At 57.2% G+C, this 12,274-nt stretch carries 14 protein-coding genes and 2 pseudogenes; 8 read left to right on the plus strand and 8 right to left on the minus strand.

Annotated features, from left to right (window positions below):
- Positions 1–18: 18 nt before the first annotated feature.
- The 4 genes and pseudogenes from ACQB61_RS06065 to ACQB61_RS06080 form a co-directional block, all read right to left on the minus strand.
- A complete protein-coding gene (locus ACQB61_RS06065) occupies positions 19–633 on the minus strand; it encodes a transglutaminase-like cysteine peptidase (protein WP_430511897.1) in 615 nt (204 codons plus the stop codon).
- 524 nt (positions 634–1,157) lie between these two features.
- A complete protein-coding gene (locus ACQB61_RS06070; RefSeq protein WP_430511898.1) occupies positions 1,158–1,814 on the minus strand; it encodes a PilZ domain-containing protein in 657 nt (218 codons plus the stop codon).
- Between the two features lie 113 nt (positions 1,815–1,927).
- Positions 1,928–2,449: a PAS domain-containing protein gene (locus ACQB61_RS06075; protein WP_430511899.1), complete on the minus strand. Its 522-nt coding sequence runs from the start codon at positions 2,447–2,449 to the stop codon at positions 1,928–1,930.
- Positions 2,450–2,498: 49 nt separating this feature from the next.
- Positions 2,499–2,555 (minus strand): annotated as a pseudogene (locus ACQB61_RS06080) (hypothetical protein); the annotation flags it as partial.
- 453 nt (positions 2,556–3,008) lie between these two features.
- On the opposite strand from ACQB61_RS06080, the gene ACQB61_RS06085 reads away from it, so the two are divergent.
- Together ACQB61_RS06085 and ACQB61_RS06090 are read left to right on the plus strand one after the other, a co-directional pair.
- Complete coding sequence (locus ACQB61_RS06085) at positions 3,009–3,788, plus strand: rhomboid family intramembrane serine protease (RefSeq protein WP_430511900.1); 780 nt, start codon at positions 3,009–3,011, stop codon at positions 3,786–3,788.
- A 129-nt stretch (positions 3,789–3,917) separates the two neighbouring features.
- Positions 3,918–4,349, plus strand: coding sequence for a CBS domain-containing protein (locus ACQB61_RS06090; RefSeq protein ID WP_430511901.1), 432 nt, complete (start codon positions 3,918–3,920; stop codon positions 4,347–4,349).
- A 59-nt stretch (positions 4,350–4,408) separates the two neighbouring features.
- Here the strand turns inward: ACQB61_RS06090 and ACQB61_RS06095 are convergent, their stop codons facing one another.
- From ACQB61_RS06095 to ACQB61_RS06105, 3 genes are all read right to left on the minus strand, one after another.
- Entirely contained in the window at positions 4,409–4,837 is a 429-nt protein-coding gene (locus ACQB61_RS06095; RefSeq protein ID WP_430511902.1) for a CoA-binding protein, read from the minus strand.
- A 2-nt stretch (positions 4,838–4,839) separates the two neighbouring features.
- Positions 4,840–5,664 (minus strand): enoyl-CoA hydratase, encoded by an 825-nt coding sequence (locus ACQB61_RS06100; protein ID WP_430511903.1) that lies wholly within the window; start codon positions 5,662–5,664, stop codon positions 4,840–4,842.
- A gap of 93 nt (positions 5,665–5,757) precedes the next feature.
- A complete protein-coding gene (locus tag ACQB61_RS06105) occupies positions 5,758–6,090 on the minus strand; it encodes a DUF3088 domain-containing protein (protein ID WP_430514309.1) in 333 nt (110 codons plus the stop codon).
- Positions 6,091–6,209: 119 nt separating this feature from the next.
- Between ACQB61_RS06105 and ACQB61_RS06110 the strand changes: the two genes are divergently transcribed.
- From ACQB61_RS06110 to ACQB61_RS06135, 6 genes are all read left to right on the plus strand, one after another.
- The gene (locus tag ACQB61_RS06110) at positions 6,210–6,635 is read left to right on the plus strand and encodes a PaaI family thioesterase (protein WP_430511904.1); all 426 of its coding nucleotides are present in this window, start codon (positions 6,210–6,212) and stop codon (positions 6,633–6,635) included.
- A 214-nt stretch (positions 6,636–6,849) separates the two neighbouring features.
- The gene (rplM, locus tag ACQB61_RS06115; RefSeq protein WP_019966501.1) at positions 6,850–7,314 is read left to right on the plus strand and encodes a 50S ribosomal protein L13; all 465 of its coding nucleotides are present in this window, start codon (positions 6,850–6,852) and stop codon (positions 7,312–7,314) included.
- A 2-nt stretch (positions 7,315–7,316) separates the two neighbouring features.
- On the plus strand, positions 7,317–7,790 hold the full coding sequence (gene rpsI / locus ACQB61_RS06120; RefSeq protein WP_019966502.1) for a 30S ribosomal protein S9: 474 nt from the start codon (positions 7,317–7,319) through the stop codon (positions 7,788–7,790).
- A 174-nt stretch (positions 7,791–7,964) separates the two neighbouring features.
- Positions 7,965–8,936 carry a hypothetical protein gene (locus ACQB61_RS06125; RefSeq protein ID WP_430511905.1) on the plus strand — a complete coding sequence of 324 codons (972 nt, stop codon included), beginning with the start codon at positions 7,965–7,967 and terminating at the stop codon, positions 8,934–8,936.
- A 59-nt stretch (positions 8,937–8,995) separates the two neighbouring features.
- Complete coding sequence (locus tag ACQB61_RS06130; RefSeq protein ID WP_430511906.1) at positions 8,996–10,189, plus strand: DEAD/DEAH box helicase; 1,194 nt, start codon at positions 8,996–8,998, stop codon at positions 10,187–10,189.
- Between the two features lie 2 nt (positions 10,190–10,191).
- Positions 10,192–10,860: a DUF2290 domain-containing protein gene (locus tag ACQB61_RS06135; protein ID WP_430511907.1), complete on the plus strand. Its 669-nt coding sequence runs from the start codon at positions 10,192–10,194 to the stop codon at positions 10,858–10,860.
- A 56-nt stretch (positions 10,861–10,916) separates the two neighbouring features.
- Here the strand turns inward: ACQB61_RS06135 and guaD are convergent.
- A pseudogene (guaD, locus tag ACQB61_RS06140) lies at positions 10,917–12,230 on the minus strand (guanine deaminase); the annotation flags it as partial.
- Between the last annotated feature and the right edge of the window lie 44 nt (positions 12,231–12,274).

A 12,274-nucleotide genomic window follows, 5' to 3' on the forward strand; every position in this document is an offset into this window, starting at 1 on the left:
CACATCCGTATGCGTGTCTCAGTTTCCGATGCTGGCCACGGTGGTGACACGGGTATCGGAAATGCTGGTCCAGGCGGCTGCCGAAGTCGTTGCCTGCCGCTTCACGTAGCGGTATGGCGTCGAATACCAGGGCAGAACGGCCTCGATCTGGTTGTCGAGGATCAGGTCGCCCTGATCCGTGCGGACCGTGAGGACCGCATGACCTTCGTTGTTGATGTCCTTCACCACCGTGATCAGCAGCGCGCTTGCGGGCCAGCCGGCCTTGAGCAGCCGGCGCTGCTTCTCGATCACATATTCCTCGCAGTCGCCAACGCCCTTGTCCGGAAAGGTCCAGTACTCGGGTACGCCGAACTGCTCCATGTCCGTCACGGGACGGATTTCACGGTTCACGGCCGCATTGACCGCCAGCAGATCCTCGAAACGCTCTTCCGAGAGCTTCACGACAACTGGCTTGCTGGTCCGGGCAGAGCAGGCTGCCGGGTTTTCCTTGCAGAAGACCAGATGTCCCTGCGGAGCTGCCGCAGCAGCAGCCATGGCCATATAGCGGCCCGGATTGGCGCTTGCTTCTGTGGCAAACATGGCTGCTGCCAATGCAGCACATGCGATGAATGGTTTCCAGATCTTTGTCTTCATGTCGTCGCCCTCCCCAAGGCTGACGACACCATTGCATCTGCATTTTTATTTGCGTCTAAGTCAGGTCGTTGCTTTTTCCATGATGTTTAGGTGAGTTTTACGAGAGTTTTTTCTTAATTTTATTTGGATTTGATTTGAATATTACATTGATTTGAATAAAATTTTATAGAACATTCTCAAGTTGTTGATTTAAAATTGGATTTTGAAAATTCTGAGCGTTGGAAGGAGGGTAAATGTCTCTCCGGGAGGCAGCTCGCAGGCCGTTTCCACCTCGCGCGGGCAAGGAAAGAAAGCTGAAACCATACGTGGATTTTCTGCCCAGCCGGGCGTATTCGCTCTTCTCTCCGCCTTGCCCCAGGTGCAGCTTAACTCTGCGGCAGGCCGGGAGCGTGAGCCTTGAGCGTGGCTTGGAGGAGAATGGTCCTGCCAAAAAATCCCGGCCTTGGGCCGGGATCTGGTTGCGGTGTCATTCTGAAGGCGCCGCCGGTCTCCGGTGAGTGGACCGGATGTGCCGCGTACTGACATTATGCCGGAGGCGTGCTGCCATCCTCCGGATCGTCCGGCACCATATGCTGCTCGAGCAAGGCCTGATTCTGAATCACGGCGAATTCCAGGGCGATGCCGCCTTCCAGATGGCGGACAACGCGCGCCCGCATTTTCCCGAGGGTGATTTCTGTGCCGATGGGCGGGCGTGCCGGGCAGGAAAGAGCCACGCCGGAGAGAGACACGTCAATGATGCGGCAGGTATAGGCGCTGCCATCAGGCAGAATGATCCGGGTGATCGGGTTCTTCGGCACGAAACGCTCGTGGCGACGGTCTTCCGGCAGGTTCAACTCGTTACGGTTGGCCAGCCAGGTCAGCACATTTGCAATCTTGTCGCGCTTGCGCGGTGTGTTGGCAAGCGCCACGGCAAAGCCGCCGTCGATCTCGCGAGCAATGGTTCCCTCCACCCGGCCAACATGGTCCAGATAGGCAACCACCTTTTCGCCAATACGTCCTGCCACGGGCGTAATGAGTGCCATGCCGCCAGGCGACATGTTGACGACCTGACAGGGATATTCCTGCCGGTTCTCCAGCATGAAGCGGCCAAGGACATTCACCTTCACGCGCTGGTGACGGCGCCTGTCCGTGCCCTTGGCGGGCAGACCGTGGACGGGCCTGGCAGCCTCTGCTGCTGTCATGGATATTGTTTCCCTATCTTGTGCGGGATGAATCTTGTTCTCCACCTGCACGATAGGCGTGGACTATTAACATTGCGTAAGATTGGCCTTAGACCTTTCAGATCTTGCCGCCGTCATAGACTGTCAAATGCCCTACACGTCTTGTCCCTTCCATGGAAGGGGCTGCGAGATGGGCCTGTCCGCCATTGATGATCTGCGGAACTGCCGTGCGGCGCGGGGCAGGGGGCTGACAGGAAGGATGGGCGCTCATCAGGCCAGATCAGCCGCAGGCTGGAAATGGACTGGTTCAAAATGGGATGCAATCCCAGCCAGTAGGGGCGCTCGAAGCTGGCGCTGGCGCCAAGAATGCGGCTGCGGCCCTCGCCCGGCATGTGCAGGGGAAGAAGAAGCATCTCCATCTTCAGAACCTGATTGCGCTCTGTGTGTCCATCCACGCCGATGACCGCTGCCGCTGCGTCCTCTGTGATGGCAGCCATGACGGAGGCGAGGGCTTCGCGGTCCTCATTTCCCCAGCCGCGCAGGAAATTGCGGCCTTTCAGCTCGCGGCAATGGGTGGAGCAAAGACGAGTTCCTGCGAGGCGGTAGCGGTAGGTATCCTGATCGACGGCTTCCAGGATGAAGGTGTCGCCAAGCAAACCGCGAGATCCGGCCCGGGTCGATCTCCGACCGGTTCGGGGCGGTGCGGGTGCCGCGCAGTTCGTCCCAATACTGATAAAGGGTACGGTTGACGCCATGCTTCATTTTGACCGGTCCTTCTGCCACTTTTGCGCTGCTGCGGCATGCGTGTCCTTATCTGGGACAGTTCTCCGCGCCTGCGCTGGTTCTGCCGGTTACAGAGCATTTACTATGCCAAACGCGTCTGCGGGCGAAAAAATCGCTGCCTTTCCTAAAGTTTGAACGGATTTTTAAGGTTACTCCAAGCTTGCGCTTGCCCGGGAATTTGCTTTGGAACAGGCTGAAATCCGCATGTGAGACAAGACCGGCGTTCCAGACCGGAGACTGTGCGGCGCATTTATCCGGGCCTTGCGGCAGGTGCGGGGTCCGGAACAGGTTATGAGGCGCCCGTTGCCGGCAAGGCGGCGGGCGCCTTGTCTTTGCCTTGTCTTTCCTGGGCAGATCCTTAAGTGTCTGAAAATGATCCGGGCATCCTCAATGTCCGCAAGTGAAACAGATGTCAGGATAGAACCGGTCAAAATGAACCAGCCCCAGCCGATTGGCCCCTCCAGTGGCCTGCCGCCGCAAGGCCCGCTTCCGCCGAGGCAGAAGGCCTTTAACATTCCTGCCGTGGTGGCCGTTCTGGCCGGGTTCATGCTGGCGGTCCACCTGATCCGCACGGAGTTTCTGAGTGCGGATGCCAACTACGAGATTCTGGTGCTGTTTGGTTTCTGGCCTGCCCGTTACAGCCCGGAGCTTCTCGGCGCGGGGCTCGTGCCGGGTGGATATGCGGCGGACGTCTGGTCGTTCCTGACCTATGCGTTCCTCCATGGCAGCTGGGCGCATGTGGGCATGAACATGGCCTGGATGATCGCCTTTGCGCCGCCTTTGGCGGTCCGCCTTGGCACAGTCCGTTTCCTTGCCTTGAGCGCAGTCGCGGCGATCGCCGGCGTGCTGGTGCATCTGGCGCTGCATTTCGGCGAGGCGGTGCCGGTGATCGGTGCCTCTGCCGCCGTGTCCGGGCAGATGGCGGCGGTGTTCCGTTTCGCCTTTCAGCCGGGCGGGCCGATGGCCGGCGGCAACCGCAATGATCCGCGCTCCTATGAGCTGCCCGTTGCGCCTTTGCGAGATGTCCTCCTGAATGGCCGCGTCCGCAATCTGTTGATCCTGTGGTTTGGCATCAACCTGCTGTTCGGCGTGGCAGGGGGAGCTTCTCGGTGCCTCCGGGGATATTGCCTGGGAAGCGCATGCGGGCGGCTTTCTTGCCGGGTTCCTGCTGTTCCCCTTTTTCGATCCCGTGCGGCGGATACAATAATGTGACGTAGGTGAAGCACTCCGCCCAATGCAGGGTTTGCATCCGCTGAGCTTTTGAGGGCATGATGAACATCAGGTTACCGCCGGGAGGAACTGGGAGGTAACCGGTGCCACGTCAGCTATCGGGAGAGCGGCATGACAGTAGCTTCGATTCTCAAGACCAAAGGCCGTGACGTGATCACGGCGAGTTCGTCGGCCACGGCCGGAGATATCTGCAAGCTTCTTGCGGAAAAGCGGATTGGCGCGGTGGTGATCACTGATGCGAAGCGGCACATCGAAGGCATCGTTTCAGAGCGTGATATCGTACGTGTTCTCGGTCTGGAAGGGCCGGACGCGCTGAGCAAACCGGTGACGGCCATCATGACCCGCACCGTCATCAGCGCTTCGGAAGGCGATACCGTCAACAGCGTCATGGCGCGAATGAGTGCGGGCCGTTTCCGCCACATGCCTGTCGTGTCCGGCGGCAAGCTGACAGGTCTCATCTCCATCGGCGATGTGGTCAAACACCGGATCGCGCAGGTGGAAGAAGAAGCCGAACAGATGCGCAACTATATCGCCATGGCGTAACAGCTTTGCGTGGCCCCGGCAGGACTGCCGGGGCTGCTGTAACGGTCCGCTCTCTTGCCTCAGGCAGGGAAGAGGCGCGGATGTTCGATCTTGGGGCAACGGTTCATGATCACCGTCAGCCCGGCAGCTTCGGCCTCGGCCGCCGCTTGCGCATGCTCGATGCCAAGCTGCATCCAGATCACTTTCGGGCGGACAGCCAGCGCGAGCGCCTCGTCCACGATGGCGGGCACAGCATCAGAAGCACGGAAAATGTCCACCATGTCCACCGGCACGGGAATGTCCGTCAGGCTGGCATAAACCGTACGGCCCAGCAGTTCCTTGCCCGCGAGCCCCGGATTGACCGGATAGACCTCGTAACCCTGATCAATCAGGAATTCCATCACGTGGTGCACGGGCCGGTCCGCATTGGCGCTGGCGCCGATGATGGCGATGGTCTTCGTCTCGTCCAGGATCTGCCGGATCAGGCTGTCGGGATAAGCTGGTGTCATGGTTACTCTCCGGTCCATTCGGGTTTGCGCTTTTGCAGGAAGGCATTGATGCCTTCCTCCGCGTCGCGGGCCATCATGTTCTCCACCATGACCGATGCCGCATAGTCATAGGCCTCGCCCAGCGGCATTTCGAGCTGGCGGTAGAAGGCCTCCTTGCCGATCTTCAGCGTCAGCGGCGATTTGGAGGCGATGACCTCGGCATATTTCTGCACGACCTGTTCCAGATAGTCGCCGGGAACTATGCGATTAATGAGGCCGAAGGACTTGGCGGTGGAGGCGTCGATGCTTTCCCCCGTCAGGAGCATCTCCATGGCCTGCTTGGGGCTCGCGTTGCGGCTTACTGCCACCATGGGCGTGGAGCAGAACAGGCCGATGTTAACGCCCGGCGTGCAGAAAGTGGCCGTGTCCGTGGCCATTGCCAGATCGCAAGAGGCGACAAGCTGGCAGCCGGCCGCCGTTGCAACGCCCGTCACCACCGCAATCACCGGCTTTGGCAGGCGGACGATCTGCTGCATCAGGTCCGAACACTGGCGCATGATGGCTTCATATGTGGCCCGGCCGCGGTCTGCCTCGGCGCGGGCTGCCGTCAGCTCTTTCAGGTCATGGCCGGCGCAGAACACCTTGCCTTCAGCACCCAGCAGGATGACCCGTACCGCAGGATCATTTGCCGCCAGCTCCAGCTCGGCGGAAAGCGCGCCCATCATCGCCCGCGACAGGGCATTCATCTTTTCGGGCTGCTGCAGCACAAGGCGCAGCACGCCATTGTGCAGCAGCTTTCCGATCAGCGGGCGGGGTTCGGCGGCGGCGGCACTATCAGTCTTTTGCATTCTGCTTTCCCGGCATGGTCACGGTTTGGCCGGAGCATACAGCAGCCGGGCCAGCAGGGAAGCAGGCAAAAGGGGCAGCCAGTTGGCGATCTATCAGGGATGGGGCAGGGGGAAGCCGTAGCGGGCGCTGAGGGCTTTCAGGATTTCGTCCTTGTCATTGATGAATTGCGGCGCGCCGCTTGGGGCCACCGGCTCGGATGTCAGCACCAGCACCGGCAGGCTCTGGTTTTCAGGGCCGATCAACGCCACCACTTCTGCCCGCGGGCGCGGCCAGGCGATGCGGCGCACATCCAGCTTCTGGGCCAGATCCGGGAAGGAGGCGAGGATGCCTTCCATCAGGGCGCAGTGCCAGCAATAGAACACGTCACCCGGATAGGCCGGGTCCGTAAAGCCCGGCTTCAGCAGGAAGAGAATGTCTTTCATGATAGCTCCCGTGCCTTGCCCGCAGCGGCAGGCGCGGGCCTCAGTCATTTGGCTGATGCGCCTCCTGGTTGGCAAGGGCTGAGTTTCCGGCAAGAGTGGCCTTGCAAGGAGAAGGGGAAGCCATGCAGCCGGTGATGACTGTGGCCGAGGTGGAGGCGTTTCTGCGGGCCGAATTTCCGCAGATCTATCTGGACGGGCCGCTCTACCGGGTGGAGGAGATCGAGCCGGGGCTTGCTGCCCTGCGCTTCACTGCCAGCGAGCGGCACCTGCGGCCCGGCGGCACAGTGTCAGGCCCTTCGATGATGGCGCTGGCCGATCTTGCCGCCTATGTGGTGATCCTCGCCCATATCGGCCCGGTGGCGCTGGCGGTGACAACGAATCTCAACATCAACTTCCTGAGGAAGCCCGCGCCGGGCGATCTCATCGCCACCTGCCGGATTCTCAAGCTCGGCAAGCGGCTGGCGGTGCTCGATTGCGCCATTTGCGGCGAAGGGGAGGGCGAAATGGCCGCTCACGCCACCGCCACCTACTCGATTCCGCCGCGCTGACGGCCCGGAAACAGCGAAAATTATACGGTAATCAGTTACCGTTTTTATAAGTCTTTGATTTCAATGGTCATTTGATGGTGCGGTTCGAATGTTTCGCCTTGACGCTTTGCTGGCGAACGCGTATCACCCTGCCGGACACACGGCGGTGCTGTGCTTGGCTTCTTGCCTGCCATGCCGCTGTTCTGGTTTCACCGACGATTCACGGATCAGACACATGAAGACCTTCTCTGCCAAGCCGGCTGAGGTCGAGAAAAAGTGGATCTTGATCGACGCTGAAGGCATGGTCGTAGGCCGTCTGGCTGCCTACATCGCCAGCCATCTGCGTGGCAAGCATCTGCCGACCTTTACTCCGCACGTTGACTGTGGCGACAACATCATTGTCGTCAACGCTGACAAGGTGGTGCTGACGGGCCGTAAGTACGAGAACAAGAAGTACTACTGGCACACCGGCCACCCGGGCGGCATCAAGGAGCGTACTGCACGCGCCATCATCGAAGGCCGTTTCCCCGAGCGCGTGCTCGAGAAGGCTGTCGAGCGCATGATGCCGGGCGGCCCGCTCTCCCGCCGCCAGCTCAAGAACCTCAAGGTTTACGCTGGCCCGACCCACCCGCATGAAGCTCAGACGCCGGTCACCGTCGACGTCAAGAGCCTCAACGAAAAGAACGCGAAGAGGGCTTGAGCATGGCTGAGCTGCAATCCCTGGACCAGCTGAAGGGCGCCGTCTCGGCAGCCGTCGAAGCTCCGGTTCATGTCCAGAAGCTGGACGCCCATGGCCGCGCCTATGCCACCGGCAAGCGCAAGGACGCGATTGCCCGCGTCTGGGTCAAGCCGGGCACCGGCAAGATCACCGTCAACGGCAAGGACTACACGGCATACTTCGCCCGTCCGGTCCTGCAGATGATCCTGCGTCAGCCGATCCTGCTGACCAACCGCGATGGCCAGTATGACATCGTTGCCACCGTCACCGGTGGCGGCCTGTCCGGCCAGGCCGGCGCTCTGCGTCATGGCATCTCCAAGGCCCTGACCCATTACGAGCCGGAACTGCGCGGCATCCTCAAGAAGGAAGGCTTCATCACCCGCGACAGCCGCGTGGTCGAGCGCAAGAAGTACGGCCGCGCCAAGGCCCGCCGTTCCTTCCAGTTCTCCAAGCGCTGATCCTTCAGCCGCTTGCAAGAGCAACAAAGAACCCGCTGGTGCGAACCGGCGGGTTTTTTGTTTTTTTGGGGGGGCTGCTGGAATATATGTTGCAAACGGATCAGAATATATATGAAGAGCAACGAACGGCCCACGCTGATCTAATTGCGCCAAGGTTGTCTAAGCGCAGGGATCGTGGACGGCCTTCAAAGGCTTGACTCTAGCTCTTCTCCGAGCGGGCAGCATCTGGTACAGATTTTTGATAAAATGAAATCGGAAAACCATAGCATGGAAATTATTCGAGGATCAGCGAAAAAACCTGTTTCTGCGGAACGCCTTATTCATTTGGTGGAGGAAAAGTTCCAGAACGCCGAAGGTACATTATATATCGGCTACCCGATCCTCTCAACGATTGATGAAGCAGTATCAGTGGATGCACTGATGATTTCTCCAGAGCATGGTGTTGTTGCCATTCAGCTTATTGAAGGTCGTGATGCAGGTAACTACGTAGAAGTGCAGGATGAGATTGCGAACCTGTTAGAGTCGAAGTTCCTACTGAATAAAAACCTAAGAAAAGCAAGAAATCTACTTGTGCAGATTTCAACTCTATCTTTTGCGCCGTTGCTGAGTGCTCATAAGAACAATGAGGGATATCTCATTTCAAATGAGGCGACTTTTGCTGATGATGTAAGACAGATCAAATGGAATAATCCAGAACTGTACGCCGCGGTTCTATCTGTGATACAGTCAATTTCCAGCATCCGAAGAAATCGTCGCCGTAGATCGCTATCTCGTAGTGAGTCTCATGGTGCTGCTTTGCAGTCCTTAGAAGAATCTATCGCAAATCTTGATCAGCGTCAAAGTAAAGCGGTCATTGAGACTGTGAGAGGTGTGCAGCGTATTAGGGGGCTTGCAGGTTCTGGTAAGACCATCATTCTTGCATTAAAGGCTGCCTATCTTCACTCTCAGAACCCTGAATGGAAGATTGCTGTTACATTTAACACGCGCTCTCTGAAGGATCAGTTTAATCGATTGATCGAGACGTTTGTTGTTGAGCAAACTGGCGAACGGCCGAATGAAAATATAAAAGTGTTAAATGCTTGGGGGCTCCAGGTGGTGAAAATAGAACCGGTGTATATCATCAGTTTTGTTTGGCTAACGGTGTAGAGTATTGGGACTTTCAGGATGCTCGATCCAAGTTTGGGTACGACAACGCATTTAAAGGGGTGACCGAATTAGCGCTAGCGGCAGTTAGTCAACCTAAAGTTTTATTTGATGCCATCCTTATTGATGAGGCTCAAGACTTTGATCCAGCGTTCTTACGCTTGTGTTATCACTCGTTAAATGAGGATAAGCGCCTTGTTTACGCTTATGATGAGCTGCAATCTCTGACCGATTCTAGTCTTCCACCTCCGGAAGAACTCTTCGGTACAGATGCGAACGGCAATCACTATGTTAGCTTTAGTGGCGAGGATCCAAGTCAAGACATTATTCTCGAGAAGTGCTATAGAAATTCTCGACCGTTGTTGGCTACTGCGCATGCCTTAGGGTTTGGTATATATCGAAATCCAGATCCCAAGTTGGGGACTGGCCTTACGCAAATGTTTGATAGATCTGATCTATGGGGTGAAGTAGGATACAAGGTGGTTGAAGGAGCTCTTGCTGATAATCAGCTTGTGACACTGTCCCGTACGCAGACTTCTAGTCCCTCCTTCTTGGAGGATCCTGGTAAGGTTGCTGAGTTGATCCAGTTTAAAACATTTAGCGACTCGCTTGAGCAGGCGAATTGGATTGCATCAAGTATCGAGACAAATCTCAAGGATGATGAGCTTCGGCCGGAGGATATCATAGTTATCAATCCTGATCCGAAATCTACTCAGAAACAGGTTGGGATTATTCGGAAGATATTGTTCGATCGTGGAATACTATCGCATTTGGCCGGAGTAGATACTTCATCAGACGTGTTTTTCAAAGCAGAAGAGGGGTCAGTTGCCTTCACGGGTATATTTCGAGCGAAAGGCAACGAGGCTGGGATGGTCTACGTAATGAATGCTCAGGATTGTTACCAATCTTTGGGTGAAATTGGTAGGGTGCGAAATAGACTCTTTACCGCTATCACTCGAAGCAAGGCGTGGGTTCGAGTGGTGGGGCACGGCCCTGATATGGTTGCGCTTGAGGAGGAGTTTAATAGGGTGAAGAATAATGATTTTAAGTTAAAATTTATATATCCTGACGAGGCTCTTAGGAAGCGTTTGCGTGTTGTGAATCGAGATATGTCGGCTGAGGAGCAAAAACGTGTCCAGAATGCGCAAAAAACTGTCACTACGCTTGTTCGTGAGTTAACCGAGGGGGCGGTTCAAATTGAAGATCTGCCGGAGGATGTCATTGAGAACCTTCGTAAGTTGCTAGGTGGCAACTGAACATGGCGACACTTGATGAGATTAGAAGAGAGATAATCTACCTGACCGGTGCGATGATTGAGGTCGGATTAAGTATCGATCAAAATTTCCCTTCAGAGAAAATATTTGCCGGGGAGAACGGCGGGATAAAGGAGCTTACGGTTCCAAGGGCAGATGAGATATCTGTAGCGTTAAAAAGACGCCCTTACGCTGAGACCTACGCAGTTCTTAAGGAGAGTCGCGCCTACAATATGAGGTTAATTGATGGTGCTTTAATTCAAATGAGGTACCGATTTGATGACTTTAATCTTATCAAGCATGTTCTAGCATTTTATCCATCACCCGATCTTCTTGAGTATCAAAATGATCCGGAGCTCTATGAAGCAGAAATATTATATGCTGACGTTATTCACAAGGATGTTGTAACTACTCCAATCAGATTCGACTTTGACGAGAGTGCGTTTCAAGAGGTTATTCATCCGAAATCTCATTTTACAATTGGGCAATATAAAAACTGTCGGATCCCTGTTTTGACTGCGATGACGCCATTCCGTTTTATTAATTTTATTCTGCGAGCGTTTTATAACAGCCCATACAGAGAGTTTTGCTCAGGATGGAAAGGTAGTGCTGCGGACTTTCCGCCTTCCGCCACAGATCTTGAAAGAGCCGACTTACACTTATCCTTTAGCTGACCGAGTCGGCTCAGTGGCGTTTTGAAGCTTTGCGGGTTAAGTGGTAGTGGCGCCCCCTTCATCCCCACCCCCGCCACATAGGTCTCCACCACGGCCCGGTCATCGCCCAGGGTCTGCAGGATGAAGAGTTCATCCGCCAGGGAGCGAGCGGTTTCGGCGCGCAGGGCCATTTCGGGGGTGGCGGCGGGGTTGAGGATGATGATGTCGGCTTCCGTGCCGGGTTCCAGCGTGCCAATCCTGTCTGCGAGGGACAGGCTTTCGGCGTTGCCGCGGGTGGCCCAGTAGAAGGTCTCGAAAGGGTGGAGGCGCTGGCGCTGGAGTTGCAGCACCTTGTAGCCCTCGTCCAGTGTGCGCAGCATGGAATAGGACGTGCCGCCGCCGATATCCGTGGCGATGGCGGTGCGCACGCCTGCGCTGTCCATGCGGGCCTTGTCGAACAGCCCGCTGCCGAGGAAGAGGTTTGACGTGGGGCAGAACACGGCGACCGAGCCCGTCTCCCGCATCACGGCCAGCTCCCGGTCATTCATGTGGATGCAGTGGCCGAGCAGGGTTTTCTGGCTCAGAAGGCCGTAGCGCTCGTAGATGGCGAGATAATCCGCATCCTGCGGGTAGAGCTCCAGCGTGTAGCTGATTTCGTTGAGGTTTTCGTTGATGTGGGTCTGCAGGTGGCAGTCCGGAAATTCGCGCAGGAGCGTGCCGGCCGCCTCCAGCTGCTCCGGCGTGGAGGTGATGGCAAAGCGCGGGGTGATGACGTAAAGCGCGCGGCCCCGCCCGTGCCATTTTTCTAAAAGGGCGCGGCTGTCGTCATAGGCGCTCTGGGCCGTGTCGCACAGGGCGGCAGGGGCGTTGCGGTCCATCATCGTCTTGCCGCCCAGCATGCGCATGCCGCGCCGCTCCGCCTCCTCGAAATAGGCCTCGACCGAATTGGGGTGGCTGGAGCAATAGGCGACCGCCGTGGTGGTGCCGTGGGCGATGAGCGTGTCGTAGAAGGTGCTGGCGATGCGCGCGCCATGGGCCTTGTCGGCAAAGCGCTGTTCGGCGGGGAACGTGTAGTCGTTCAGCCAGTCCAGCAGTTGGTCCGCCCAGGAGGCGATCACCTGCGCCTGCGGGAAATGCAGATGCGTGTCGATGAAGCCCGGCAGGATCAGGTGCGGGCGGTGGTCGGTGACGGGCGTTCCCTCCGGCGCTTTTGCCGCAATATCGGCGTAGTCGCCCGCAGCGGTGATCAGCCCGTTCTCAATTAGCAGCCCGCCATCCTCATGCACCGCCAGCGCCCCCTCATCGCCCGCACCCATGGGCCGGCGCAGAAACGATACGGTACGGCCGCGCAGCAGCTTTGTGAGGGACTGAGGCAAGGGTCTGATCTCCATGTGAGCGGGCAGCAAGAACGGATTAGGCAACCAGCCGCCAAACC

The sequence above is a fragment of the Pannonibacter phragmitetus genome (genome assembly GCF_050510895.1).
Taxonomy (GTDB): domain Bacteria; phylum Pseudomonadota; class Alphaproteobacteria; order Rhizobiales; family Stappiaceae; genus Pannonibacter; species Pannonibacter phragmitetus_B.

What these genes read in the sequence shown, in the direction of transcription:
- ACQB61_RS06095 (WP_430511902.1), bottom strand. Translation starts at nt 4,837, where the DNA reads ATGACACCAGCTTATCCCGACAGCCTGATCCGGCAGATCCTGGACGAG.
- ACQB61_RS06085 (WP_430511900.1), top strand. Translation starts at nt 3,009, where the DNA reads ATGAACCAGCCCCAGCCGATTGGCCCCTCCAGTGGCCTGCCGCCGCAA.
- ACQB61_RS06070 (WP_430511898.1), bottom strand. Translation starts at nt 1,814, where the DNA reads ATGACAGCAGCAGAGGCTGCCAGGCCCGTCCACGGTCTGCCCGCCAAG.
- ACQB61_RS06065 (WP_430511897.1), bottom strand. Translation starts at nt 633, where the DNA reads ATGAAGACAAAGATCTGGAAACCATTCATCGCATGTGCTGCATTGGCA.
- ACQB61_RS06110 (WP_430511904.1), top strand. Translation starts at nt 6,210, where the DNA reads ATGCAGCCGGTGATGACTGTGGCCGAGGTGGAGGCGTTTCTGCGGGCC.
- ACQB61_RS06090 (WP_430511901.1), top strand. Translation starts at nt 3,918, where the DNA reads ATGACAGTAGCTTCGATTCTCAAGACCAAAGGCCGTGACGTGATCACG.
- rplM (WP_019966501.1), top strand. Translation starts at nt 6,850, where the DNA reads ATGAAGACCTTCTCTGCCAAGCCGGCTGAGGTCGAGAAAAAGTGGATC.
- ACQB61_RS06100 (WP_430511903.1), bottom strand. Translation starts at nt 5,664, where the DNA reads ATGCAAAAGACTGATAGTGCCGCCGCCGCCGAACCCCGCCCGCTGATC.
- ACQB61_RS06135 (WP_430511907.1), top strand. Translation starts at nt 10,192, where the DNA reads ATGGCGACACTTGATGAGATTAGAAGAGAGATAATCTACCTGACCGGT.
- rpsI (WP_019966502.1), top strand. Translation starts at nt 7,317, where the DNA reads ATGGCTGAGCTGCAATCCCTGGACCAGCTGAAGGGCGCCGTCTCGGCA.